General features: G+C 48.3%; 16 protein-coding genes and 1 pseudogene. 7 read left to right on the plus strand and 10 right to left on the minus strand.

Going from position 1 to position 25,062, the window contains the following annotated elements; translation table 11 throughout:
- The 3 genes and pseudogenes from SAPGRDRAFT_RS23240 to SAPGRDRAFT_RS04650 all read left to right on the plus strand — a co-directional run.
- A pseudogene (locus tag SAPGRDRAFT_RS23240) lies at nt 1-192 on the plus strand (IS4 family transposase); the annotation flags it as partial.
- Between the two features lie 22 nt (nt 193-214).
- A complete protein-coding gene (locus SAPGRDRAFT_RS23245) occupies nt 215-370 on the plus strand; it encodes a hypothetical protein (protein WP_002657575.1) in 156 nt (51 codons plus the stop codon).
- Between the two features lie 177 nt (nt 371-547).
- Nucleotides 548-922 (plus strand): hypothetical protein, encoded by a 375-nt coding sequence (locus tag SAPGRDRAFT_RS04650; protein ID WP_002657577.1) that lies wholly within the window; start codon nt 548-550, stop codon nt 920-922.
- A gap of 24 nt (nt 923-946) precedes the next feature.
- Here the strand turns inward: SAPGRDRAFT_RS04650 and SAPGRDRAFT_RS04655 are convergent, their stop codons facing one another.
- The 4 genes from SAPGRDRAFT_RS04655 to SAPGRDRAFT_RS04670 form a co-directional block, all read right to left on the minus strand.
- Nucleotides 947-1,924, minus strand: coding sequence for a polysaccharide deacetylase family protein (locus SAPGRDRAFT_RS04655; RefSeq protein ID WP_002657580.1), 978 nt, complete (start codon nt 1,922-1,924; stop codon nt 947-949).
- Nucleotides 1,925-1,944: 20 nt separating this feature from the next.
- Nucleotides 1,945-2,295, minus strand: a complete 351-nt coding sequence (locus SAPGRDRAFT_RS04660; protein WP_002657581.1) for a bactofilin family protein — start codon at nt 2,293-2,295, stop codon at nt 1,945-1,947.
- A gap of 232 nt (nt 2,296-2,527) precedes the next feature.
- Nucleotides 2,528-3,286, minus strand: a complete 759-nt coding sequence (locus SAPGRDRAFT_RS04665) for a J domain-containing protein (RefSeq protein WP_002657583.1) — start codon at nt 3,284-3,286, stop codon at nt 2,528-2,530.
- Nucleotides 3,287-3,291: 5 nt separating this feature from the next.
- A complete protein-coding gene (locus SAPGRDRAFT_RS04670; RefSeq protein WP_253271269.1) occupies nt 3,292-4,323 on the minus strand; it encodes an alpha/beta hydrolase in 1,032 nt (343 codons plus the stop codon).
- Between the two features lie 340 nt (nt 4,324-4,663).
- Here SAPGRDRAFT_RS04670 and SAPGRDRAFT_RS04680 point away from each other — a divergent pair, with 340 nt between their 5' ends.
- Together SAPGRDRAFT_RS04680 and SAPGRDRAFT_RS04685 are read left to right on the plus strand one after the other, a co-directional pair.
- Nucleotides 4,664-6,670 (plus strand): M1 family aminopeptidase, encoded by a 2,007-nt coding sequence (locus tag SAPGRDRAFT_RS04680; RefSeq protein WP_002657587.1) that lies wholly within the window; start codon nt 4,664-4,666, stop codon nt 6,668-6,670.
- 476 nt (nt 6,671-7,146) lie between these two features.
- Entirely contained in the window at nt 7,147-11,850 is a 4,704-nt protein-coding gene (locus SAPGRDRAFT_RS04685; RefSeq protein WP_002657588.1) for a PKD domain-containing protein, read from the plus strand.
- Nucleotides 11,851-12,211: 361 nt separating this feature from the next.
- Here the strand turns inward: SAPGRDRAFT_RS04685 and SAPGRDRAFT_RS04695 are convergent, their stop codons facing one another.
- The 6 genes from SAPGRDRAFT_RS04695 to SAPGRDRAFT_RS04725 form a co-directional block, all read right to left on the minus strand.
- Nucleotides 12,212-13,234: a TQO small subunit DoxD gene (locus SAPGRDRAFT_RS04695; protein ID WP_002657590.1), complete on the minus strand. Its 1,023-nt coding sequence runs from the start codon at nt 13,232-13,234 to the stop codon at nt 12,212-12,214.
- Nucleotides 13,179-13,652, minus strand: coding sequence for a hypothetical protein (locus tag SAPGRDRAFT_RS04700; RefSeq protein ID WP_002657591.1), 474 nt, complete (start codon nt 13,650-13,652; stop codon nt 13,179-13,181). Before SAPGRDRAFT_RS04700 ends, SAPGRDRAFT_RS04695 begins: the two co-directional genes overlap by 56 nt.
- 28 nt (nt 13,653-13,680) lie before the next feature.
- Nucleotides 13,681-14,364: a futalosine hydrolase gene (gene mqnB / locus SAPGRDRAFT_RS04705; protein ID WP_002657593.1), complete on the minus strand. Its 684-nt coding sequence runs from the start codon at nt 14,362-14,364 to the stop codon at nt 13,681-13,683.
- A complete protein-coding gene (locus SAPGRDRAFT_RS04710; RefSeq protein ID WP_002657595.1) occupies nt 14,361-15,071 on the minus strand; it encodes an NRDE family protein in 711 nt (236 codons plus the stop codon). Before SAPGRDRAFT_RS04710 ends, mqnB begins: the two co-directional genes overlap by 4 nt.
- A 206-nt stretch (nt 15,072-15,277) precedes the next feature.
- Nucleotides 15,278-15,910, minus strand: coding sequence for an ABC transporter ATP-binding protein (locus SAPGRDRAFT_RS04715; protein WP_002657597.1), 633 nt, complete (start codon nt 15,908-15,910; stop codon nt 15,278-15,280).
- A gap of 337 nt (nt 15,911-16,247) precedes the next feature.
- Nucleotides 16,248-21,905 (minus strand): right-handed parallel beta-helix repeat-containing protein, encoded by a 5,658-nt coding sequence (locus tag SAPGRDRAFT_RS04725; protein WP_002657599.1) that lies wholly within the window; start codon nt 21,903-21,905, stop codon nt 16,248-16,250.
- Between the two features lie 383 nt (nt 21,906-22,288).
- Between SAPGRDRAFT_RS04725 and SAPGRDRAFT_RS04730 the strand changes: the two genes are divergently transcribed.
- Together SAPGRDRAFT_RS04730 and SAPGRDRAFT_RS04735 are read left to right on the plus strand one after the other, a co-directional pair.
- Complete coding sequence (locus tag SAPGRDRAFT_RS04730) at nt 22,289-23,671, plus strand: DASH family cryptochrome (RefSeq protein ID WP_002657600.1); 1,383 nt, start codon at nt 22,289-22,291, stop codon at nt 23,669-23,671.
- 394 nt (nt 23,672-24,065) lie between these two features.
- The gene (locus SAPGRDRAFT_RS04735; RefSeq protein WP_002657604.1) at nt 24,066-25,061 is read left to right on the plus strand and encodes an AAA family ATPase; all 996 of its coding nucleotides are present in this window, start codon (nt 24,066-24,068) and stop codon (nt 25,059-25,061) included.
- Nucleotide 25,062 lies beyond the last annotated feature (1 nt).

Here is a 25,062-nt window from a genome sequence, read left to right on the forward strand (position 1 = left end):
GGAGGCGCCATCCGCAAAATGATACTTATGGCAATTAGTGCATCAGACAAGATCCTTAGGCTACGAGAGGCCGGATTAAACCAAGATAATGAGACTTCAGCGCTTACTATTTTTACTAAGAAAGAGGTTGATTTTCTCGAGACTTATTTTTGTAGAACATCTAGACGGAAGAAAAAAGAGCCCTTACAATAGTAATCCATTTAACTCTAAATCAATGGCTTGGGCCTACTGGGTCATAGCCTCGCTCGGAGGCTTTGATGGTATTGTAAAGAAAATAAAACATGCGGCTTCCATTAAAAAAGTAGAGAAAGGACTTGAGCGTTTTTACATTATGTATGACACGGCCAAAATGCTTGGACAGATCACATAAAATAAAAGTGGGTAATAGAAAGGCTACGCCGCTCGCAGGTCTGCTCGGCCCTGCAGCCGCCTTCGGCGGCTTGGGTCTGGCCCTTCGGGCCACGGCTGCGCAGCGCTGGGCCATTTGGCCCTGCGGGCCAAGGGGGCTTCGCCCCCTGCATCCCTAAACCTACCATAAAACACGCCCATGATCAACTACTATGCTTATTACATCCCCTTCCTCCTTATGCTTGGCCTCAACTTTTACCTCTACAGAAAGAAGGCCATTCGCTACAATAAAAACCCACTAAATTGGGGACTTATTAGCCTCCTTATCTATTACCTTTGCTTTGAACTACTCTTTCATATGGCCAATTTGTTATTTGCGTTTGTTGGGTACAGCTACATTTTTTACACAAAGCAGTTTTCAGAAAAAGAAGAGGGATCTCAGCTTGTATATATTCTACTTTATGGTCGCCAAGCAATAGCCTTCCTGTCCACCTTATGGCTAAGTTTGCGCATAGGAGAATTCCTTATCCGCCCTAGTAAAAATCAGTCTAATGCCGACAATCAACAACCCTAGGCCTTCTGCTAAAAAAAAACGGCCCTAAGATAACCTTCTCGCTGTCGACCTCCTATCTATCTTGCGCTTCCCTAAGGTCCGCAATAAGCTCCCATAAGCAAAGGCCGATTTTAATTTTTGCGCCCCAGACCGTATCCGCATTTCTTCCATCGGAAAGCGCTGTATGTGCCGCCCCAACTGCATTTCTTCCTTAATGCCCGCCCCGCCAAAGCTAAGGTCCAAATTGGCCCGCTCAAAAAAATCGAGCCCCACTTTATGGTCCGTAAAAGGAAACGCAAAGGCCCGAATAGGCTGCCGCAGCCAAGCCACCAACTGCTGCTGGTTTTTCTCGGTCTGTACCAATTGCTCCTCCAAAGACAGCTTTTTGTATAAAGGATGATCCCAACTATGCCCGCCTATACTAAACCCCATAGTTTGCAGGGCTTTTAGCTCCTCTAATGTCAAATAAGGTTGTTTTTGGGCCAAAAAATCAGGCACCAAACAGCCAATTCGCTCTGCCCAAACCAAAAGCTCATTCTCCTGAGCATGCCCCGCAGAAAAAAGCAAGTCCGCATCTTTGGCCCCCAAGTCATTCCGCGCTTCCAAATGGCTGTAAATCAAAGCCGCCAAATGCCTAAACATCAAGCGCTTGTTATCTATAAAAGCCCCATTGATAAAAAAAGTAGCCGGAACCCCCAAACGCAACAAAATGGGCGCAATCACATGATAACAACTACTCAGGCCATCATCAAAACTCAAATGAAAAAATGGCTTTCGAGCAGGGCGCCCCGCTTCTACCCAAGCCAATAACTCTCCCAAATCTATGGGCTCAAAATGGGCCAAAATGAGCTGTAGCTCGGCCTCAAACTGCTGAGGCGAAATAAGCGGATAAAGGGGCGAAATATGCGGCTGCGGCTCCGCTTCTACCGCATGATAAAAGGGAAAAAACGCCGCTACCTTTGCTTTTTCTTGCCAAAAAGAAAGGGAAAAGGCCTGAGCCAATTGGTCCAGACCTTTTTTCATATTATTCTTTATCCAAGGCCCTAAGCCTTGTCTTTGGGCATAGTACATTGGCCATTAAATATTGCTCCTTGTTCAATCTGCAATCGCTCGCAATCAATATCTCCTTTCAATTGAGCCGAAGCCTGCAAATAAACCAAAGCACTGGCCTTTACATTCCCCTTGCTCTCCCCCTCAGAAATGAGTTCTTTGCAGTTAATCTGGCCCATGACCTTGCCTTTTGGCGCCATCACTAGGCGCCCCCCACAAGAAATCGTTCCATGCACCTCGCCCTCCAAACGAATGTTCGAGTTGGTCTCTAAACTCCCCTCAATAATGGTCCCCTGCGCCAAAATACATACATCCTTGGCGCCAATAGCTTTCTTCTCTTCCATAAAATTTAATTCAAATTTGGTCTTCAAGATAAGAACTTCTCCTTAATAGGCCAAGTTTTTCCTCTTTTTGGGGCTGCCCCGCCCTGCGGGCGGGTCGGGCTCTGTCGTGGCTCGCTGCTCGCTCGGCCCTGCAGTTTTTTCGCTGCGCTCAAAAACTTGGGTCTGCGGCTGCGCCGCCCCACTTTCCATCCCTCAGCCTGCGGCGCTCCGCGCCTGCAAAACGCAGTTGGACCTATTTCAAGCCCCGCTTTTCACAAATCGTATCATAGGCCTCTTGCAAACGCTTAAACTTAGACTCTCCCACCTTCTGAAACTCCTTGCCCAAGCTCGCCAAACTATCCGGATGATACTTCTTCACCATCTTGCGATAGGCCGCCTTTAATTGGGCATCAGAGGCAGAAGGAGGCAACTCTAAGATCTTATAATGGCTGTCCATTTCATCATAAAACATGGCCTTAATAGAAACAAAATCACTATGCGGTAGGTCCAACTCCAAACTAATGCGCTTGATGGTATCCACCTCCACCTGGTCAATGCTATAATCTGCATTGGCAATGCCAAACAGAAAATAAAGCATCTGCAAGCGGGTTTCATAGCTGCTGCTCAAATAAATTTGCCGACAAGTTTTGGCCATATCCCAATCTTGCTCTAAGGCGGCACTCAAAATGCCCATATATTCCTGCAAGTTGTCTTGGCCAAACTGCTCGACCAAAAACTTTTGAATATAGCTCAGCTCCAACTCTTCTACTTCTCCATCTGATTTGACCACCGCAGCGGCCAAGATGAGGGAGCTCAAAATAAAGTTGGTGCTGTCGTTGGGTTGTGGCAATTGTCTTTTGCGCTTTTTTGGGCCTGTCCCCCCTCCTTTTTGAAGCAGGATATCCAGAAAAAAGCCAATTCCTAAGCCCAGCAAAAGACCAATTGGAAAATAGAGTAAGCCGCCCAACAGCAGACCTAAAATCTTTCCTATATGTTGTTTTAGTACCTTCATCTATGCTATTTTTTACCCAAGGGCCAACTTTGCTGCAGCCACTCACTACTTTTTTGCCACCATTCTACAAAGGCTGGGCTTTTTTCTTCCGTTTTGGCCAATTGCTCTAAAATGGGTTGCTCGGCGCTGGGGTTTTGCTCTTCGCTCAGGATGGCCAAAAAGCGACTAATTTTATCTATGGCCTGTTGGGCCTCGGGTACATAGGCCCAGGCAAACTGCCAAACATGTGGCATCCCCTCCCAGAGGTCCACCCAAATTTTGGCCCCAGCAGCAGCTGCTTTTTCTCCTAGGCGGCGGCTATCATCTAATAAGATTTCATGCGTGCCTACTTGGACCAAAATCGGGGCCGTATCTTTCCAGTCTCCAAACAAAGGAGAAACCAAAGGCGACTTAGGGTTGGCCGAGCCATAATAAGATTTGGCCCAACTTTCCGTATGCTCGGCCCACAGAATAGGGTCATTTTTTTGGCAACGCTCTAGGCTATCTCCAGACAAAGTCAGGTCGGTCCAAGGAGAAAGCACCACCGCCCCCAAAGGCTGTGGCAAATCTAAGGTTTTTAGTTTTAGGAGCAGACTAAGGACCAAACCGCCCCCAGCCGAGTCGCCCATAAAAAATATATCTTTGGGGCCATAGCCTTGGTCCAATAAATAATGGTAGGCAGAAAGTGCGTCATTTAGGCCTGCGGGAAAAGGATGCTCTGGCGCCAAGCGATAATTTATACTCAAAGCGGGGATGCCCGACTGGGCCACAATTTTGCCCACCAAGGCCCGATGCGCTCTGGCCGAGCCCAACAAAAAGCCCCCACCATGTAGGTACAAAATTACCTTGGGGCTATGATGATTCTTTGGGCGGCAAAACTCTGCCGAGCAGCTGGGCAGTTCTATTTCCTCATAATTGAGCTCTTTTGGAGCCGACAAGCGGGCCAAGGCTTTATCATGCTCTTGGCGCATTCGCTCAATATCATCTAAATAGATGAGGCTCATTTGGCGCATAGCGCGCATAGCGTATTTTACAAAGGTCGATTGTATACTTGGCATAGTTCTGACATAATTAAACGCATGATTCCAAAACGGCAGGGAAGGACGCAAATGGCCCAGCGCTGCGGAGCGGGTGGCCCGAAGGGCCAGACCAAAGGCAGGCGCAGCCTGCCTGCAGGGCCGAGCAGACCTGCGAGCCCCGCAGCATAGCGGCGGCCAGCTTCGCTGGCCGCGGGCCCCAAAAAAAACAAAATAGTACAGGGCTTTAAGCCTTTAGAAACAGAAAAATAACAAAGATAAAGAAGGCGCCGTTAAAAAATCGGTTATTTTGCTTTTTAGCACCCCAGTTGCGCCTTATCTTTTGCCAGCTAATTGAGTTTCACCTAATTTAATAGAACGTATGCCAAACTTATTAAAACTTGCCCTACTGGCCCTCCTCTTCTTGCCGCTTCATTTGAGTGCCCAAGACTCGGACGGCCTTTATAATGTCAATATGAAATTTTATCATCTCGACTTGGATATAGACATTGACAAGCCCAAAATTAAGGGCTCGATCTATATTGAATTTGTGGCCGTGAAGGACCAAATAGACGAGCTCTACTTGGACCTTGGCGAGGGGATGAAAATAAGTAAAATTGATGGGGCCAGCGCTTTTGAGCGAGAAGGAGAAGAAATTCTGGTCAAGCTCTCGGGCAGGCCCCTACGCAAAGAAGAAAGAGGCAAAATTACGGTTCATTATGAGGGCGTTCCGCAAAACGAACAGCTGGATGTAGATGGGGAAACCGTGACCAAGGGGTTGCTTGTTAAAGATCGAGGAAAGGATAAATTTCAGAGTCGTTTGCTCGCCCTAGCGGCCTATCCGCAGGCGGGTTATCGTTGGTTTCCCTGCCGCAGAGGCATTGGCGATAAAGTGGATTCAGTTTATGTAGATGTAACGATTCCTGTTCGTTTTAGTACGGCTGTGGTGCAAGAAAAAGAGCGTAAAATTCCTTATACGGCTGTTTCTAATGGCGTTTTGGAAGGGACCGAAATCTTGGAAGATGGCAAAAAAAGAAAGTTCAAATGGCGGCATCGCCACCGCATTGCGCCCCATCATTTGACCGTGGCCGTTTCTAATTTTGCCAAAATGGAAGTGGAATACAAGGCCAAGGGCTACAGCTTTCCGATCAACTTTTACATCTTTCCCGAGCATCTAGAAGAGGCCAATGCCACCATCAATCGCTCTAAGGAAATTATGGCTTGTTTGAGCCGCACCTTTGGTCCCTACCCCTACAGAGACGAGGGCTTTAGCGTGATAGAGCTGGGCTTGCCCTTAGGGTTGGACGGCATGCCGACCCAAACCGCCGTTTTAGTAGAAGACCTCAGAAGTTTTCATATGTACCAAGTGGTGCACCAGGCTGCCAATATGTGGTTTGGCAACCATATTTCGCCAGAAGCTTGGCAGGATGCCTGGATCACCGAAGCCCTAGCCACCTATGCCGAGGCCACTTGGCAGGAGTATAAGCGGGGGCTCAATGTTTACCAAATCATTTTGGACCAAAAGGAATATTATGAGGGCGGAAAACTCTATCTAGACAATATCAATGAGTACTCTCAAGAACGCCTTTCTAAAAAGGGAATGTACGTCATTCACATGCTTCGAGGCATTATGGGCGATGAGTATTTTTATCAAACCCTAAAGGGAATTACGGAGCTCAAAAGAGGCAAAAGCACCTACCTGAGCACCCAGCGCTTTAGAGAAATTTGTGAATATTACGCCAGCGAAAATGAGCCCAAAGACTTTAAATACTTCTTTGACCAATGGGTCTTTGGCGAATATTACCCTACCTACAAAATAGAGTATGAAAAAACCCGCAGCGGCATCAATCTTCGGGTCCTACAAGAAAAAATAGAGGGCCAAAAACAGTTTTTTGAGATGCCCGCCCGCATCCGCTTTACCCTAGAAGATGGCAGCACAGTAGAAAAGGTCGTGCAACTCAAAGCCCTAGCCGATCAAACGATAGAAGTTGAGCTCGGCAAGGACTTTAACAGCCTAGAGTTTGACCCCTTCAACTGGATTTTCAAAGACCTCCAATATAGCCGAGAGATCCTATCTAGCCGCAGCCCCATCGAGAACATGAGCATCAAGACCAGCCAGGGCCGCCGCAAAATTGCCCTCAGTTTTGCGAGCCCCAAAAAACAAAATATCGAGATTCAGCTCATCCAAAAAGCCAATGGCGTAGATATTCTAGAGGATAAAATTCTCCAAAGCCAAGAAATCAAAAAGGTAAAAGGCAAAAAAGAACTAAGTTTCAAATTGCCTGTTCCGCCCAAAAGCCGAGGCGTTTTTGAGCTCAAAATTATCGGAAAATCAGATGTTTTCTCTAAAACAATTCGCGTAACGCAATTAGAAAAGCGCTTTAAGTAATTCCAATTTATTCTTCTGTAGGCTAGTTCTTTATTCAGGACTAGCCTATTTTTTTGGGGCCTGCCGCCTTTGGCGGCCGGGCCCTTTCGGGGCTCGCAGGTCTGCTCGGCCCTGCGCCGCTTTCAGCGGCTGGGTCTGGCCTTCGGCCACCCCTTCAGGCCCCTAGGCCAGATAGAAGTTCTGCGCTTCGGCCATTCTTTGATAAAAATTTTATGCTAGTCAAGGTATTTTTTAAAGACATAGCCTTAGCTATAACTGAGAAAAATGACGATGAATAGCAAGAAATTAAAGCAAAGGATAGAAGTGGCAGGGCTTCTATTTGGCCTTTGCCTGCGGCGGCTTCGCCGCCTGTAGTATCCTGAAATTCATATTCAGAATAATTTCAAATCAGAACTAAAAGCTGCAAAGTATAAATTTCAGCTAATAAAATTTTAAATTAGAGGGCAAACCAATTCATCATTACAACCTTATAGTGTATGCGTATACTTTATGCTTTTGCAGCTGCACTTTTGCTCTCTAGTTTTGGTCTACAAGCCCAAACGACAGCAGGAGACTGGCTAGCGCTGAAGTCGGGCCGAGAATTTATTGCCGCCGACCTCAGTAGCTTTAGCAGCCCACAGCAACAAGATGCCTATCAAGGCAAACTCTTTCGCTTGGCCAACTTTAAAGAACTGCCCAATGCCAAAAAACGGGCAGCCATGCAAGACCAAGGCATTGTCTTTTTAGAATACTTGCCCAAAAACAGCTACCTGCTTGCTATTCCTAGCCGCCTAACTGTTCAAGATTTAGAAGGCTTTGGTATTCGTGGGCTCAAACTGCTCGCTCCCAAACATAAAATGGATGCCCGTCTAGAGGAGCGTCCATTTCCTATTTGGGCCATGCAAGGACAGCAACTTAAGCTTTTTGTCCAAATTCATCAAAGCATCAACTGGGAACAAGCCCTTCAAGAACTACAAACAGAAGGCTACCCCCTGCTGTTTGTCAACCCCCTAAGTAGAACGCTAGTAACAGCCCTGCCTCCTAGCCAAATTGAACAACTGGCCCAAAAACCCTTTGTTCGCTACTTAGACTTACCCTCCGATCCTGGACAGCCAGAATCAGACGATGGGCGGAACCTCCACCGAGCCAACCTCATTGATGGCGATTATTATGGCGCCTATGCCTATAATGGTGCAGGGGTGGCCGTCGCTATTAACGATGACGGTTTCGCTGGTCCACATATCGACTTTAAGGGCCGAGCCAACCAACAAGATGTAGCTGGCGACCTGACCGGTACACATGGCGATATGACCGTGGGTATTGTTGGCGCAGCAGGTAACCTAGACCCTGTAATGAGAGGAATGGCCCCTCATGCTTATTTGCACGTTCGCCAATATAATGGTAGCCTGCCCGGCACAGTGGCCCTCCACCAAGATAGCGCCGTTATGGTTTTCTCTAGCTCTTATTCTAACGGCTGTAATGCAGGCTATACCACCCTAGCCAGAACCGTGGACCAAGAGATTTATAGCAACCCTAGCCTTATTCAGGTCTTTTCGGCCGGAAATAGCAACGGTAGCGACTGTGGCTATGGCGCCGGTAGCCAATGGGGAAATATTACAGGAGGTCATAAAGTAGGAAAAAATGTCTTGGCTACCGCCAACCTCTATAATGATGATGCCCTCGCCAACAGTAGTAGCCGTGGCCCCGCCTCCGACGGAAGAATCAAACCCGATATTTCCGCTCATGGCCAAGGCCAAATGTCTACCGACCCCGATAATACTTATGTACCCGGTGGAGGAACTTCTGCCGCCGCTCCTGGTATCGCAGGGGTCCTCACCCAATTGCATCAGGCTTATCGAGACCTAAATGCTGGCGCAAATGCCCCCTCGGCTCTACTAAAAGCCGCATTGCTCAACTCGGCCAACGATCTAGGCAATGATGGCCCCGATTACTCTTTTGGCTGGGGAAAAGTGAACGCCTATCGCACACTCAAAACCCTAGAAGAAAACCGATACATTAACGGATCGGTCGGACAAGCAGGCAACACTAGCCATACCATCAGTATCCCCGCTAATGTTCGCCGAGCAAAAATTATGGTCTATTGGCACGATAAGGAGGCCTCTACTTCTGCCGCCCTTGCCCTAGTCAATAACCTAGACCTTACGGTTAGCGATCCTAGCAATACTACGCATTTGCCTTGGATCCTCGACCCCAGCCCTACTGCAACTACCCTAGCCCTGCCCGCTACTAGAGGGGTGGATACCCTTAATAATGTAGAACAGGTAGCTATTGATAACCCTAGCGCAGGAACTTATACCATCAATGTAAGTGGTACAGCCGTGCCCTTTGGCCCACAAGACTACTATATCGTCTATGAGTTTCTTACCGACGATATCCTACTCACTTATCCAGTGGGGGGCGAAGGCCTTATCCCCGGCAGCCAAGACCGTATCCATTGGGATGCCTATGGCACAAGCGCTAGCTTTAATATTGAGTATAGCGCCGATAATGGCAATTCTTGGGCTACCGTACAATCTAATGTAGCCGGTAGCGCTCGCTTTATTGACTGGACCGTACCCGCTACAGTAACTGGCCAAGGACTTATCCGCATTACCCGAGGAAGTAACTCGGATATGAGCGATGCCAATTTCTCCATCCTAGAGACTCCGCAAAATATTCGGGTAGTTGCGGTCTGTACCTCTGCCAATACTATCCGCATCAATTGGGATGCCGTAGCTGGTGCCGCCGAATATGATGTCTTTGTTCTTGGAGCCACGCATATGGATTCTGTAGGCTCTACCGCTAACCTTAGTTTTGATGTCCCCGTCAATAATATCAATGACGACCAGTGGTTCTCGGTTCGAGCCAAAGGCCCCAACGGCCTTAGAGGCCGCCGCGCTATTGCGGTCCAAATGCAAGGAGGAAATACTGGAAGTTCAGCCTGCCTCATGGATTGTGGACTAAATGACGATGCCGGAATTAGCCAACTCTTTAGCCCCCAAACACAACAGCAAAGTTGTAATGGGAATAGCCTGCCCGTAGAAGTCGAATTGACCAATATTAGCAATCAAGCACAAAGCAATTTTGAGGTCTATTATCAAGTCGATAACCAAACTATTGTTACCGATACCTTTACCGGCAGCCTAGCCGGAGGCGCTGTTGCTAACTTTAGCTTTAGCCAAGCCCTTACGCTTGCTGGCCCCGGCCAATATCAGTTTAAGGTCTGGACCAATATCCCCGGAGATGGCGCCCGCTGTAATGATACGATCGCCATGACAATTGATTTTAGCAATACTATTAGTGCGTTCCCTTATATCGAGGACTTTGAATCTGGCGTTTTTCCTCCCGCCAATAGCTACCTCGAAAATAATGATGCCGACCTCAGCTGGCAGGAAGATAATGTGACGGGTAGCGATGGCAACCCCACTACCGCTATTGTGGTCAATAACTTTTCCTATAATGCCGCTGGTGAAGAGGATGTCCTCGGCTTCTTTAGTATGGACCTCACTAACGCTCCCGCCGCTCAACTTAGCTTTGATGTAGCCTATGCTCGCTATAGTGCCTCGCTCTATGAGGGCCTAAGAGTAGAGGTCTCTACCGATTGTGGCCAAAGCTATAGCCAACTCTACTTCAAGGAAGACCTTAATCTCGCTACAGCAGGTACCCAAACTGGGCAGTTTAGCCCCGCCGCCGCTAGCGACTGGAGAACAGAGGTCATCGATCTCGCTCCTTATATTGGCAATAATGTGGCCTTCCGATTTGTGAATATCTGTGGCTATGGCAACGACCTTTTCCTAGATAATATCAATGTAACGACGCTTAATAATGCGCCCAGCGTGGCCTTTAGCGCTGGAAGTACCACTAGCTGTAATGGTGCGGTCTCTTTTATGGACCAATCTACAAATACCCCCACTAGCTGGGCCTGGGATTTTGGCGATGGCAATAGCTCTACACAACAAAACCCCAACCATCTGTATACCACCAATGGCAACTATACGGTCCAACTAATTGCAAGTAACCAACTCGGTAGCGATACCCTGGTCCAAAGCAATTATGTAACGGTCAATTTCCCTACAGCCCCCACTGCAGCAACTCCCACTACGGGCTGTGTTGGGCAAACTGTTGCCCTTAGCGCTACAGGCACAGGCAGCATCTGGTGGTCCGATGCAAACGGGAATTTCCTCTTTGAAGGCAATACCTATAATGCAACGCCTACAGCTACAAGCACAAGCTATTCGGTCCAAAATGTAGTCACTTCTGCCGCTCAGCAAGTTGGCCCAGCCAACCCCGCTGCCCTAGGTGCAGGAGGCTATTTTACAGGTACCCAATACCTGAATTTTGACGCCAACAGCCCCATTCGCATCCTCTCCGTTTTGGTAGATGCCGATGGCGCAGGCAACAGAACGATTGAGCTTTATGATGCAGCCAATGGCGGCGGTAACCTGATTCAATCCACTACCGTAAATGTCCCTAACGGACAAAGCCGCATTACCCTCAATTTTGAATTGCCCGCCGCAGGTACCTACAGTATCGGTGGCGCTGCCCTCGATCTCTACCGCAATAATGCTGGCGCTAGTTATCCCTATAGCATCGCTGGCCTGATGAGCATCACGGGCTCTTCTTTTAGCCCCGATTACTACTATTTCTTCTACGACTGGGAGGTCCAAGATGCCCCCTGCCGCTCTACCGCCGTTACGGTTAATGTCTCTGCCGATCAGGCAAACTTTAACCATGATGCCAATGCAAGTACTCTGGCAGTTAACTTCACAGATCAATCCGCTGGAGCCAATAGCTGGAGCTGGGATTTTGGCGATGGCAATAGCTCAAATCAACAAAACCCTAGCTATAGCTATGCCGCCCCTGGCGTTTATCTGGTCCAATTGACGATCAATGGCAACTGTAACTATACCGATACGGTCACGGTTGGCCCCACCGCTATCCAAAGCTGGAGCAATGGCACCGATGTTCGCATCCTGCCCAATCCTAGCCTCGGCCAAAGCCGCCTGCAACTCTCTAGCGCCCTCAGCAATACCCTAAAGGTTCAACTGATTGCCCTAGACGGACGTATCCTCCAAAGTTATGAGCTGCCCGCTGGCCAAAATAGCCTCGACCTTAATGAGGAGCTCGCCCCCGGCGTCTATTTCTTGCGCCTGCAAAATGAACAGGAGCAACTCCTACTCAAATGGATTATTCAAGACTAATCTTTTCCAGTTTTTCTTGATTTCTCATCTAGAGGCCTTCCTTTTGGAAGGTCTCTTTTTTTTGGGGCCTGCCGCCTTCGGCGGCCGGGCCCTTGCCGGGCTCGCAAGCCTGCTCGGCCCTTCGTTTTTCGCTGCGCTCAAAACTCGGTCTGGCCTGCGGCCACCCTTTCAGGCCCCTAGGCCGATAACACTGCGGCTTTCAGCCGCAGCAAAATGAGCGTAGCGAATTTTTGCGCAGGGCCGAGCAGACCTGCGAGCCACGACATAGCCCGACCCGACTGAAAGGACAACCAGCCCCAAAGGGGCGCCAGTTCGACAACCGAAGGGCGTAGCGGCAGCCCCAAAAAATTATCATCCAGTATTAAAGCGATAATTCCCAACTCAAGCCCGAAATATCCACTAATTTTAGAGTTTTGGCCTTGGCCGCTAAGGCTTTGGAAATCGGCAAACGCAGGCGGGCCTTGGCCCCCAAGGGAACCACTAGGCTATGTGCCCCCGCCTTGATTTTAGCGGGATAAGCATTCTCAATTTGTTGATCGGGCAGGCTGGAAAGAGCTTTTTGGTCCCAGTGCTTTAGAACTTGGCCCGCCTCATCTAGCAATTCAATTTGGATAAGAAAGGAGCCATAGACATCTACGCCCTCTATGCGATAGAGCTCAAAGCTCAGGCTATCGGCCTGAAAAAGCGGAGCCGAAAGGGCCAATTTGGGCTTAACCGATTTGTTGTGTAGCTGTCCCCAAAGGCCAGAATGAAAGTATTGATTGGTATAAAGCGCTAGGGCCAAAATGAGCAAACTGCTCCATAAAACGGGCTTTTGGAAGCGTTCCCAGCGGATAGGACCCGAGCTCCAGAACGATAGATAGCCGGCCCAGCCCCAACGCTCCAAAGCATAATGGTCTAGACTATAGCGGCCGCCGCCTGTCATAAATATACTGGCCCCAGCAGATACCCCCAAAATGCCAATTTGCCATTCATCTAGGCAGGTGGTGCCCAGCCAGCCCGAACCCAACAAAATGCCTAGGGCAAGGCCCAAAACGGCCAAGCTCATCAGGCGGCTCAAGAAGCCGAGCATAAAAAAGAGGCCCACAACGCCCTCTATTAGGGTAAAAAAGAGCATGGCCCACCACAAATAGGCGGGATGTTCGAGCAAAAACTCGATGATTGGGCCAATGCCAAGGGCCTGCGGCAAAAAATGGTTGAACTTGATGCCGATATAATTGGCGGCATCGGGATCTAGCTTATTGGAGAGGATCAGGCGGCGCCAAAAAGCCGAGAAATAGGTCCAGCCCACCACTAGGCGGAGGCCCAAATTGAAAACGCCCAATAATTTATACGAAAGGAATTGCTGCCCATCTTGGGGCAAAACTGCTGATTGATTTGACATATAAATGAGTTTTTTTAATGAATGAATTGCTTAATTGCCAAGCATTCATCAACTCATTTTTCCATTGTTGGTAGAGCAGAAAATAGGGCCGAGGAGGGCCTCTGGGGCCTTCAGCATCGAGCATCGCTCTATTTTTCCGCTTCATTTGGCTCAAAAAAAATAGCGAAGCCGAAGAAAGAGGCGCTAGGCCTATTTTCTTTAGCTTCACTATCCTTTGGCTCCATTGCAGCAGCCTGTTTTCGCTTTTTTGTTCTGTTTTCGCACAACTTAGGCCTTTGGCTTTGGCGGCCACAGCCGTGGGCAATTGGTCCAGACTGCTTTGCAGGGCCCAGCGCATTTTGCAGGGGGCCAGCAAGAGCAAGCTGCCCAAAAAGAGCAGACCAATATATGTGCGGAGCCTATTCATAGGCACAAACATAAGGCTTTATTCCTTTCCCTTTTCTTAGCTATTTACTAAGGCTTTCTAAAAGGCTTTTGGCCCCTTCAAACAAACTGTCTAGGGCTTTTTCCATTTGCCAGGCGGCTCGGTTGCGGGGCTCTACATAATTGGAGATAGACCGCAGGGCCACAAAAGGCTGTTTGGCTTGCAGGCAGGCAAAGAAAAAGGCGGCCCCCTCCATACTCTCCAAATCGGCCTCGGGGTATTTGGCCCGAATCTGCTCGATAGAATGGGCCGAACCATGGGCTTTATTGACCGTTAGGCCCGTAGCCAAGGGCAAAAACTCGCTTTCATCGGCTTGAGGGTTATAGAGGCGCTTATTGATATAAGGCGGATTGCTCGGTGCTAAGAGGCCCAAATCAAAGAGGTCTAGAAGGCGACCATCTTTTTCCTCGGCCCCTAGGTCCCCTAAGATTTCGGCCCGAACGTGATAGAGCTGCCCCAAGACCAAATCGGGATTCAAGGCTCCCGCTACCCCTAGGTTGATGGCCAAATCGGGGGGATTTAGGAGGAGTTCTTGGCCCAAAGCGTGGGCGGTGTGCATACTGCCCAGCCCAGTAATTAGGCAATGTAATTCTAACTGACCTTGCTTAAAGCTGCCCGCTCTTCGCTGAGGCTCCCAGTTTTTATATAGCCATTGCAAAAGGGGCGAAATTTCTAGTTCGGTGGCGGCGACAATTAGGAGTTTCATAGTTGAGTGGCTTGTTCGGCGAGATATTCTTCTTGGCTCATGCGGTCATAATAACGCATCTTAAAGCGCTCCTTTTCGAGGACCACTTGGGTGTGGCTGACCGTCTGCACAATGCCATTATTGCGGTACATCACTAGGCCATTTTCGATATCGCCTTGGCCCCCTTCCTGATGAAACTGCCAAACAGATTCTGGGCGGTAAGTTCCTTGCTGGCACTTCCAATCCGTAAACCAATCGGCTCTTTGGGCCTGAATAGGAGCGGGATAAAGGGTAGCTGAAGACCAGATATAGGCTTCGGTGGGCATCAATGTTTCTACATGGGCTTTTTGTTCATCCCAGCGCAATTGGTACAAACTGCCTCGCTCATAAATGACCAAAGTAAAGGGTTCGATGCCTTCAAAATCGTAGTGTTCAAAAAAGCTGGGCGCATCCTCATAATCAAAGAAATCGAGGACCAGCAGGCCACGGCTACGCTTATAAGGCGGTTGGTGTTTATGTTTCACAAAGGCGCCATTGAGCAAACAAAGCAGGCGGCCATTATCTGAGGCGGCAATCCAAGTTCCCCCTTGGCTCGGCTCTTTGGGATAAATTAGTCCCTTTTCTTCATTCTTAAAAATCCCCTCGGGTTGGCGGCGGGCGCTCTCATCTCGGTTAGAGGTCAGTACAAATTGGTCCTTGCCTAGGGGCAAGTAAGTTACGGTACACATAATATTATATAGTTCTTGTTTTTCGGTTGGGGTTGGGGGATATTTTGGGGCTGCCCCGGCCTTTGGCCGGGTCGGGCTGTGTCGGGGCTCGCAGGTCTGCTCGGCCCTGCGCAAAAATTCGCTACGCTCATTTTGCTGGGTCTGCGGCTTCGCCGCCCCCCTTTCCATCCCTCAGCCTGCGGCGCTTCGCGCCTGCTTGCTGCAAATTATTGGCCCAATAAAATTTGCTGGGGAAAGAGTTTTTTGAGGCGGGCATCATGGGTCACAATCAGCAGGCTAGCCTTTAGGGCTTCTGATTGTTCTCGGAGGAGCTGGGCCACTTCTTGGGCATTTTTATCGTCTAGGCTAGCCGTGGGTTCATCGGCGAGGATGAGTTGGGGGCGGCGCAATAGCACTCTAGCGATAGCGATACGTTGTTGTTCGCCTTGGCTTAGTTGCTGGGGTTTGGCCTTGCGTTTATCGGCTAGATTTAGGCGATCTAGCAGTTGGATAATCGCATTTTTATCTTCTTTAATTTGGGCAAAATGCTGGGCGGCCAATAGGTTTTCCTCCACATTTAGGGAGCGGATAAGGTGAGCTTGTTGGAAGACTACGCCTACCTTTTGGCCTCTATATTCATCTAGGCTCCCCTTCATATTTTCTAGGGCCAAATCGCCTAGGCGGATACTGCCTTTTTGCAATTTCCGGAGGCCTGCGATCAGGTGGAGCAGGGTGGTTTTGCCGCAGCCAGATTGGCCTAAAAGTAGGCGTTGTTCGCCGGCGGGGCAGCTAAAATTGGGAAAATCAATCTGTTTTCCATCGGGATATTGGTAACTAATATCTTGAACGTGTAGGTCCATAGGAAAGAAGTTTCTGGTCCAAAAAAATGGCGGCTTTGCCGCCTTGGCCGCAGGCCAAACGGCCTAGCGATGTGCAGGGGTGGCCGCAGGCCAGACCGAAGCGCGCAGCGCTGAAGGGCCGAGCGAACAGCGAGCCCTGGAACGTAGCGCCGCAAGCGGAGCGCAGCGGAGGCCCCAAAAAATCAGCGAGCCCCAGAACGACAACAAGGTCTTTAGACCGCAGTTTGACGACCGAAGGGAGTAACCGCCGCCTCATAATATGAGTGGAGGCCCCAAAAGGGCATAAAAAAGGGGAGAACAGCGAACTGTCCTCCCCTCAAAAGTACAATATTTTGGCTTATTTCTGCAAAATAATGCGTTCGGTCAATACTTGCTCACCGATGATGATGCGGGCGAGATAAACGCCAGCGCTATAATCGGCTAGGTTAATTTGGTAATTGAGGTTTCGGCCCAATTGGCTGGGGAAGCGTTGAACTTCTTGGCCATTGAGGTTATAGATGGTCAATTGTACTTCCTTCTCATTGGCTAGTTCAATTTGAAGCTGAGCGACATTTTGAGTAGGATTGGGGAAGAGATTCAATTGATTGAGGCCTTCAACGCCATTGATATTAGTGGGTTGAGTATAAGCCACCGTGATTGTTTGGCTAGTAGAGCAACCTACTTGATCGTAGACAGAAACTTCATATTGGCCAGAAACGAGGTTATTGATACTAGCGGTAGTATCGCCGGTATTCCAAACGATATAGTAAGGAGCAACACCGCCAGAGACAGAAACATCGATAGATCCAGCGAAGTCGCTGCTTTCGTTCACGATATTACCCAGATTGATGGTCAAAGCGGGGTTAGCGCTAATGGTATAGCTTTCGTTGTAGGTACAGCCAGAAGCGTCGGTTACCGTTACGCTATAAGTTTCGCCATCAAGGACATTGCTTAGAGCGGCAGTAGTTGCGCCATTGCTCCAGTTGTAGGTATAGGGAGCGGTACCGCCTTGAACGTTAAGTTGGAGGGTACCGGTATTGCCACAATCTACGCCATTAGCCATAAAGCTAAAGTTGATAGGGGCGGGACCATTGACGGGGTAAGTTTCGTTAAACTCACAGCCATTATCGTCGGTAATAGTTACGGTATAAGTTCCAACATCGAGTCCGGTGATATCTTCAGTGGTAGCGCCGGTGGTCCAATCGAAAGAGAAAGGAGCCGTACCGCCGGCCAAAGTAATATCAACAGCACCGTTGCCATCGCGTCCGCAGTTTAGCGTACTCAGCTGAGCGCTAACCGTGGGGCCAGTAAAGAAAGAAATCTGGATAGAGTCGGTCAGTGCGCAGCCATTAGCGTCAGTCATTGTGACGGCATATTGGCCCTCCATATTAGCGACAATACCGGGAGTAGTTTCTCCAGTGCTCCAGAGATAGCCTTGAGCGCCTGGGGCGGCAGCAAGGCCGATGGGGTTACTTTCACAGATGGTCGCATCGGGGCCAAGGTCTAGGTTGGCTGTTGCCACCACAGTAGCGGTAACGGGGGTACGAGTTGTACCGCCAGCACAAGAAGTAATTTCTGCGTAGTAAGTAGTAGATACTTGGAGTGCAGGAGTAGTAAATACGGGATCGGTAGACAAGAGCGTACCGCCAGTAGCTTGGTCGTACCAGCTAATTCCGCCAGCGGGCATAGAGGTCAAGCTAGCGCTATTTCCGACACAAGTAGTATCGCCCATGAACGTGGGGTTAGGATTAGCGATGCTCACACAAACGTTAGCGGTATCATTGCTTGCGTTGCCATCGGCAGCAAGTTGAGTAATGATTTCGAAGCAGTAATTTCCGCCACCGGTTGTATTAAAGGTACCTACAGTGAGGGTATCTTGAGCGGCAGAGGCTAGAGGGCCTGCATAAGTAGCGCTAAAGGTTTGCGTACCGTTGGGGCCGTTCAAGTTTACGGTTACAGGAACATTGCTAATGCTATTGCTACCATTATTAGAGAGTGTAATCACCAACACTTCATTGGCATTTTCGCAGGTACCTACGCTAGGTGCGTCAACACCAACAGCTACGGCATCATCGGTAAAGATAGTAATCTCATCGGCTCCGATATCGGGTAGTGTAGTACTCGCAGAGGGGCGAGTTTCGCCATCGATATCTGTAGCTACGCCTACAAGAGCGCCAGCGGCATTGAGTTGGATATTTTGAACGTGTAGGTCCGTGTAGTTAGCTACAAACTGAGGATCGATATCCAAAGAGTTAGCATCATAGCCATAGGGGCCCGAAGCCTGCCAGGTAGCCAAATCGTAGGTCGTTGTACCATAATCGATATGGTTAGTTCCACTCGCTTTATAGAATACGTTGTTATCCATAGCGGTCAAAGGCAAAGCATCGGCAGATTCGAAAGCGTAGGCAGAAGCATTATCGGCCACAAAGATATTATTGCGAATATCTAAATCTGTGGGGTCATTCATATAGAGACCAGAAGCGGCAGTACTACCAGAGCCGACCAATGTATTGTGCCAGATATCTACAGATTGGATATCATCCATATAGAGAGCATCATCACTCTTAGAGAACACCATATTGTTAATAATCTGTCCACGGCGAGTAATAGCGCCATCAAAGTTTCCGTCAGAGATATAGATACCGTAATCTTCTGTCACCACACGGTTGTAGTTGATTGTAAAGTCCATAATATCGAAGCAATAGATTGCATCACTGAAGCTAGAGCCCACAGTTGTTTCAATCGTATTGTAGTTAATCTCTAGAGAGTCTTGATCATCGACATAGATACCGTAGTCATCAAAGTCTACAATTGTATTATTGATGATTCGGTTATATTTATTGCGAGCAGCGCTAGCGCCTTCAAGGTGAATTCCTTTTTCGCCACCGGTGATATAGTTATTTTCGATGAGGGTATAATTAGCATTATTACCTTCAGTCAAGTCGTTTGTATAGCTCCCTGAGATGACCACAGGAATCACATCAAATACAGAGGTTTGGAAAGTAGCTGAGATATAGTTATTCCGGATACTATTGTGATCTGCGCCATTGATTAGATGGACGCCCCAGCCGTCAGCGCCAGAAGCGGCAGTAGTAGCGATATTGAAGTTTTGTACCGTTACATAGTCTGCACCATCCAATAATACCGTAGCATATTGGCTATTAGAAGCGTCATGAGTAAGGAAAGTGGTTGCAGTGTCGCCACCATCAAAAGTGACAGTATTGCTCATGCTAGCACCAGAGATTTCTCCAACTAGGGCCAGTTGTTGTCCAGTATAAACGCCAGGAGCGACTTGGAAAGTAACGGCACCGGCCAGACCACATTGGTAAAGGCGATCTACAGCATCAGTAATGGCGGGGAAATCAGAAGTGGGTGTACCTACAGTATAAGTGCCCACTAGGCCTTGGCAAAGCTCGGCATAGAGCGTATCATTGCTCATACGGTCATCTGTTTGGCCGTTGGGCATGCTGGTCCAGAAAACAAAGTCTACATTTTGGCCAGCGGGGAAGTTAATGCTACTTAGGGTAACATCTACTTCTTGTTGGGGAGCAAGAGGAGCTCCAGTGTAGCCAATTGTTCCTTGAGGCGTTCCGTTATAGGTCCAATCAATATTAAAAGTCGTTAAATCTTGTACACCAAAGTTACGTACGCGTACGGTTACGGCTTGGAAGCCAGGAGTTAGTGGAGAAACGGGATTGACCAAAGCGATCACACCGGCATCATTATCTTTGGGGCGGAACTCATCTGCTCCAATATCTACGGTAGTTGCGCCAGTAAATGGACGGCTTTCGCCATCGATATCTACAGTAACGCCAACAGTATTATCACCAGCATCATTAGCAAAAGCGCCGTCTACGTGTAGGTCCATAGGGCCAAAGAAAACGGGATCAGCTTCTACAGAGTTAGTACCATGGCCAAAAGTGTTACTATTTTGCCAAGTCACTACATCAACATAGTTAGAGGTACCAAACTGGATAAAGTTAGTTCCGGGGTTGAAGCGGAAAAACAGGTTGTGGTCCATATCGGTTAGGGCCAAGGCATCCGCATGGCGGAAAGTATAGCCAAAGTCTGAGGTAAAGATATTGTTCACTGCAGAAACATCGATCAAGTCATTACCATAGAAAGATGCGCTAGTGGTGCTTGTATTTTTGTTCCAAGTGCTGTTATGGAAAACATCAGTTTCGTTCACATCATCTAGGTAAATACAATAGAACCCTTCAGCGATAGACATATTGTTGATCAGCTCTCCACGACGGCTAGGGGTCGCATCAAAGTTTCCATCAGAAATATAGATACCATAATCCTGAGCATGAACATTATTGCTATTGATACGGAAGTTCATCAAGTCAAAGCAATAAATAGCATCAGAGAAGGTAGAGCGAAGGTCATTCACGGTGTTTCCGATGATCTCGACAGAATCTTGATCATCCATATAGAAACCATAATCATCTACGCCAGTGATTGTATTATTGATAAAGCGGTTGCCTACATTGCGGTTAGCGCTAGCGCCCTCAAAGCGGACGGCATAGTCTCCTCCTGTAATATAGTTACCTTGGATCAGGTTGTAGTTGGCATTGTCGCCTTCGCTAAAGGTGCTAGTATAACTAGCAGAAGCAAGAATAGCTACAGCATCAACGATACCTGACTGATAAGGCATTGTAATTTGGTTATTGAGGATTTGGTTATTATTGGCCGAGTTAGTCAATAATACTCCCCAAATATCGGTAGTTCCGGTACTTTGAATCCCTAGGTTTTGGATACGCACCCATTCTACGCCATCTAGAGCCACAGTAGCATTACCATTGGCCCCAGAGCCATCATGCGTTACCATAGTATTAGCGGCATTTCCACCATCAAAGGTTACCGTATTTACTGCAGAAGCCCCTGTAATAGGACCAACTAGGGCAATATTTTCAGTATAAGTACCTGCTTGAATATTAAGCGTAACTGGGCCACTGATTCCGCAGCTATACAAAGTAGCGACAGCATCTCCAATTGTAGCAAAATCTGCCGTTGCGCCTCCTACAGTATAAGCCCCGTTAAGGCTGGTACAGAAGAAAGCAGTTATGGTATCATTGCCCGTAAAGTTATCGGCATTACCGTTGGGCAAAGAGGTCCAAGCTTTGATTGTCGTCAAACCATTGACAAAGTTGTAGTTTCCTAGGTTCACAGTTACGCTAGCCTGAGGAGCCACCAATGTGCTATAATTTACCTGCGTTTGCATCACCCCATTCATTTCCCAGTCAATATTTACTGAGTTGAGGGCATTGGTGCCAAAGTTAGTTAGGGTCACATCTACGGCTTGGTTACCTGCTGTACCGGGTACAGTGGGCGCCACCAAGGCGCTAATTCCAGCATTATCGGGAACAGGAGGCGTACCTGTAATGCTAAAATCATCTAGGGTGAATCCATCAGAACCTGTGATACTCGTGGCTTGAAAGTTATCAGACCAGCCAAAACGCACCTGAAAAGTACTACTGACCAACTGGCTATTAGCCGCTAGAGTAACATCGATATCGATCCCCGTTTCATTAAAATAAACACCATTGGTTGTGTTTCCAGACCAATCTAGAACCTCAATCCAAGCATCGGTATTACTTCCACGGATCCAAACGCGGTCCTCTGGCTGCGACTCATCGCCATGGTCCATCCACCAAAAGCTAAGCTCTAGGTCATTAGAACCCAAATAAGCGCTAAGGTCTCCAGTAAAGGTCAAATAAGAAATACCCATAGTACCGCTCACTTCTGCATCTAGGGTCATGGCGCGGTTGCCACCATGATAAAAACCTGCTCCAGCATCAGTACGAAGGCGGCAGTTCGTGGTATTTTCTTCAAAGTCCCATTGGTAGCCTGTGCCGCTAAGTCCAGGAATAAGGTTGGTAGTGGCTACATAAGTGCCGGCTGTGGCCCCCTCAAAGTCCTCATTATAAGGAAGGGTTAGCTGGGCCTGCGCAGAGGTCCAACTTGCCAAAAGCAGCGCTACACAATAGCCTAATTGTGTTAACGTTTTTCGCATCGTTTAAAATTAAATTTGATGAAGAGTTAATAAAATTGTGAAATCTTCCTAGGTAAAGTTAAGGATTTTTAAATGGAAAACAAACCCTCTTCCCTCCCCTATCTTCTCTCTAAAATTAGATCTGCAATTAGAGGAGCGTAGCGACTGGCTGAGGGATAGATAGCAGGGCCGCCAAAGGCGGCAGACCTAGCGGGCACAGCCCGCGCAGGGCCGAGCAAACCTGCGAGCTGCGACATAGCCCGACCCGACCACAAGGGAGGGGCAGCCCCAAAAAACAACCCTAATCTTTCAGAAAAACCGACTTCCCACAAAAAAGCAATAAAAAACAAACCGAAAAGCTTAGATATTGTTAGCTTAACAACTACAATTTTAAACCTTATTATATGTCTGCTCTGCCCAAAAAAGCCAAAAGAGTTATTGCTTGGTTTCGCCTAGATTTGCGACTACACGATAATGAAATGCTCACCGAAGCGATTAAGGCCAGTGAGGAGGTCTACCCTGTCTATGTCTTTGATGAGCGGACCTTTGGCGGCAAGACGGAGTCTGGCTTTGCCAAAACTGGCCCCAGAAGATGCCAGTTTATTATTGAGGCGGTGGCCGACCTCAAGCAACAACTACAAACCCTTGGCATCGACCTCATTATCCGAAGGGGAAAGGCCGAGGAAGAACTCTTTGAGTTGGCCCAAGAACTCAAAACGGGCTGGGTCTTTTGCAACCGAGAAAGAACCTATGAGGAAGAACTTCAGCAAAACCGCCTAGAAGAAAAGCTCTGGTCTATTGGCCAAGAAATTCGCTTTTTTAGAGGGAAAATGCTCTACTATACCCAAGACCTCCCCTTCCCTATTGCCCATACACCCGATATTTTTACGCAGTTTCGCAAGGAGGTGGAAAAACTAACGCCAATCCGCGCCCCCCTGCCCAAACCCCAGGCATTTCCCCCCTGGAGCCACCGTTTGCCCCTAGGCGATTTGCCGCAATTGAGCGATTTTGGCTGGGAAATGCCCCCCCAAGACCCTCGGACCGTCCTGCAGTTTAAGGGCGGAGAAACAGAAGGACTCAAACGCCTACAATATTATCTCTGGGAGTCGGATTGTATTGCCAGTTATAAGGAAACGAGAAATGGCCTGCTGGGCGCCGATTATTCCTCTAAGTTTTCGCCCTGGCTGGCCCAAGGCTGCCTTTCGCCCAAACAGATTTATGCCGAAATTAAACGCTACGAAAAAGAAAGAACAAAGAATAAATCGACTTACTGGCTCTATTTTGAACTGCTCTGGCGCGACTTTTTCCGCCTGATGGGCAAAAAATATGGCTCGCAAATTTTCTTGCCCACTGGCCTGCGGGGCAAAAAGAAGAAAAAACTCTCTAATAATATGCAAGCCTTTGAAAGTTGGCTGCTGGGCAAAACCGGACAGCCCTTTATCGATGCCAATATGAGAGAACTGGCCCAAACGGGCTTTATGTCGAACCGAGGCCGCCAAAATGTAGCCAGCTACCTCATTAACGACCTCAAAGTCAATTGGCAACTGGGCGCCGAATACTTTGAATCGACCCTGATCGATTATGATGTAACCAGCAATTGGGTCAATTGGCTCTATATCGCTGGCCTAGGCAATGACCCCCGAGAAGATCGCTATTTTAACCCCATCAACCAAAGTAAACGCTATGATCCCGATGGCGAATATATTAAGTTTTGGCTGCCCCAATTGCAGACCCTCAATAACCGAGAAATTCATGAGGTAGATAGCCGAAAAAAACATCAATCCTAATGAGTAGAGGTCCATTTTTTGGACCTTTTTTCTTTTTTGGGGCTGCCCCTCCGGCCCTACAGGCCTTCGGGTCGGGCTGTGCACTAGCTCGCTATTCGCTCGGCCCTTCACTTTTTTCGCTGCGCTTCAAAAAGCTCGGTCTGGCCTTCGGCCACTAGTTTCCATCCCTCAGCCGAGGCGCTGCGCGCCTCTCGCCTAAGCTTAGTCATTAAGAAGAATTTAAAAGCGAAAAATAGGCTTAAACTCCTTTCAAAACAATTTAATTTTAACCCAAGTTAGTAGAGCCTAAAAAATTGCCTATTTTAGGGCCCTTAAACACTAGAAAAATAAAGGTGGCCCAAACCACCCTATATAATTAACATCCAAACCCTTAAGGGGTCAAAAAATAATACAGATGCAATCTTCGGCAGATATTCAAGCCCTGAACGAACGCATTTTTGCAGAAAGCCAAGTCATCGAGCGCCTACTGGCCGAAACCTCTAAGGTGATTATTGGCCAAGAATACATGATTGAACGCCTGCTAATGGGCCTACTCACCAAAGGACATGTGCTCTTGGAAGGCCTGCCCGGTTTGGCCAAAACCCTAGCCATCAATACCCTCTCTAAGGCTATTGATGCAGAGTTTAAACGGATTCAATTTACGCCCGATTTGCTGCCCGCAGATATTTTAGGGACCATGATTTACAATCCCGCCAATAACAGCTTTTCGGTCCGTAAAGGGCCCATTTTTGCCAACTTTATCCTTGCCGATGAGATCAACCGCGCCCCCGCTAAGGTCCAATCGGCCCTGCTAGAGGCCATGCAAGAGCGACAGGTCACTATTGGCGAAAAAACCTATAAATTGCAAGAGCCCTTTTTGGTCCTCGCTACCCAAAACCCCATCGAGCAAGAAGGAACTTACCCCTTGCCCGAGGCCCAAACCGACCGCTTTATGCTCAAAGCCAAAATTGGCTACCCCAAAAAGAGCGAGGAACGCCAAATTATCCGCCTGAATATGAGCGGAGAGTTTAGCCAGGTCCAAAAAGTAGCCAGTATAGAGGATATTTTGCGCGCCCGCAAAACGGTCCGAGAAGTGTATATGGATGACCGCATCGAGCAGTATATTTTGGACCTTGTTTTTGCCAGCCGCTTCCCCAAAGAACACGGCCTAGCCCAACTAGAAGACCTCATTACTTATGGGGGCTCGCCTCGGGCAAGTATCAACTTGGCCCTAGCCGCCAAAGCCCATGCCTATATGCGCCGCAGAGGCTATGTGATTCCAGAAGATGTGCAGGCCATCGCCCCCGATGTGCTTCGACACCGTATTGGCCTAAGCTATGAGGCCCAAGCCGAAAATATTAGTCAAGAAGATATTATTGAGCAATTGCTCAATAACGTAAAGGTCCCCTAAA

It is taken from the genome of Saprospira grandis DSM 2844, assembly GCF_000275825.1.
GTDB classification, from domain to species: domain Bacteria; phylum Bacteroidota; class Bacteroidia; order Chitinophagales; family Saprospiraceae; genus Saprospira; species Saprospira grandis_A.

What these genes read in the sequence shown, in the direction of transcription:
- SAPGRDRAFT_RS04680 (WP_002657587.1), top strand. Translation starts at nt 4,664, where the DNA reads ATGCCAAACTTATTAAAACTTGCCCTACTGGCCCTCCTCTTCTTGCCG.
- SAPGRDRAFT_RS04710 (WP_002657595.1), bottom strand. Translation starts at nt 15,071, where the DNA reads ATGTGTACCGTAACTTACTTGCCCCTAGGCAAGGACCAATTTGTACTG.
- SAPGRDRAFT_RS04660 (WP_002657581.1), bottom strand. Translation starts at nt 2,295, where the DNA reads ATGGAAGAGAAGAAAGCTATTGGCGCCAAGGATGTATGTATTTTGGCG.
- SAPGRDRAFT_RS04670 (WP_253271269.1), bottom strand. Translation starts at nt 4,323, where the DNA reads ATGCCAAGTATACAATCGACCTTTGTAAAATACGCTATGCGCGCTATG.
- mqnB (WP_002657593.1), bottom strand. Translation starts at nt 14,364, where the DNA reads ATGAAACTCCTAATTGTCGCCGCCACCGAACTAGAAATTTCGCCCCTT.
- SAPGRDRAFT_RS04685 (WP_002657588.1), top strand. Translation starts at nt 7,147, where the DNA reads ATGCGTATACTTTATGCTTTTGCAGCTGCACTTTTGCTCTCTAGTTTT.
- SAPGRDRAFT_RS04730 (WP_002657600.1), top strand. Translation starts at nt 22,289, where the DNA reads ATGTCTGCTCTGCCCAAAAAAGCCAAAAGAGTTATTGCTTGGTTTCGC.
- SAPGRDRAFT_RS04715 (WP_002657597.1), bottom strand. Translation starts at nt 15,910, where the DNA reads ATGGACCTACACGTTCAAGATATTAGTTACCAATATCCCGATGGAAAA.
- SAPGRDRAFT_RS04725 (WP_002657599.1), bottom strand. Translation starts at nt 21,905, where the DNA reads ATGCGAAAAACGTTAACACAATTAGGCTATTGTGTAGCGCTGCTTTTG.
- SAPGRDRAFT_RS23245 (WP_002657575.1), top strand. Translation starts at nt 215, where the DNA reads ATGGCTTGGGCCTACTGGGTCATAGCCTCGCTCGGAGGCTTTGATGGT.
- SAPGRDRAFT_RS04650 (WP_002657577.1), top strand. Translation starts at nt 548, where the DNA reads ATGATCAACTACTATGCTTATTACATCCCCTTCCTCCTTATGCTTGGC.
- SAPGRDRAFT_RS04655 (WP_002657580.1), bottom strand. Translation starts at nt 1,924, where the DNA reads ATGAAAAAAGGTCTGGACCAATTGGCTCAGGCCTTTTCCCTTTCTTTT.
- SAPGRDRAFT_RS04665 (WP_002657583.1), bottom strand. Translation starts at nt 3,286, where the DNA reads ATGAAGGTACTAAAACAACATATAGGAAAGATTTTAGGTCTGCTGTTG.
- SAPGRDRAFT_RS04735 (WP_002657604.1), top strand. Translation starts at nt 24,066, where the DNA reads ATGCAATCTTCGGCAGATATTCAAGCCCTGAACGAACGCATTTTTGCA.
- SAPGRDRAFT_RS04700 (WP_002657591.1), bottom strand. Translation starts at nt 13,652, where the DNA reads ATGTTTGTGCCTATGAATAGGCTCCGCACATATATTGGTCTGCTCTTT.
- SAPGRDRAFT_RS04695 (WP_002657590.1), bottom strand. Translation starts at nt 13,234, where the DNA reads ATGTCAAATCAATCAGCAGTTTTGCCCCAAGATGGGCAGCAATTCCTT.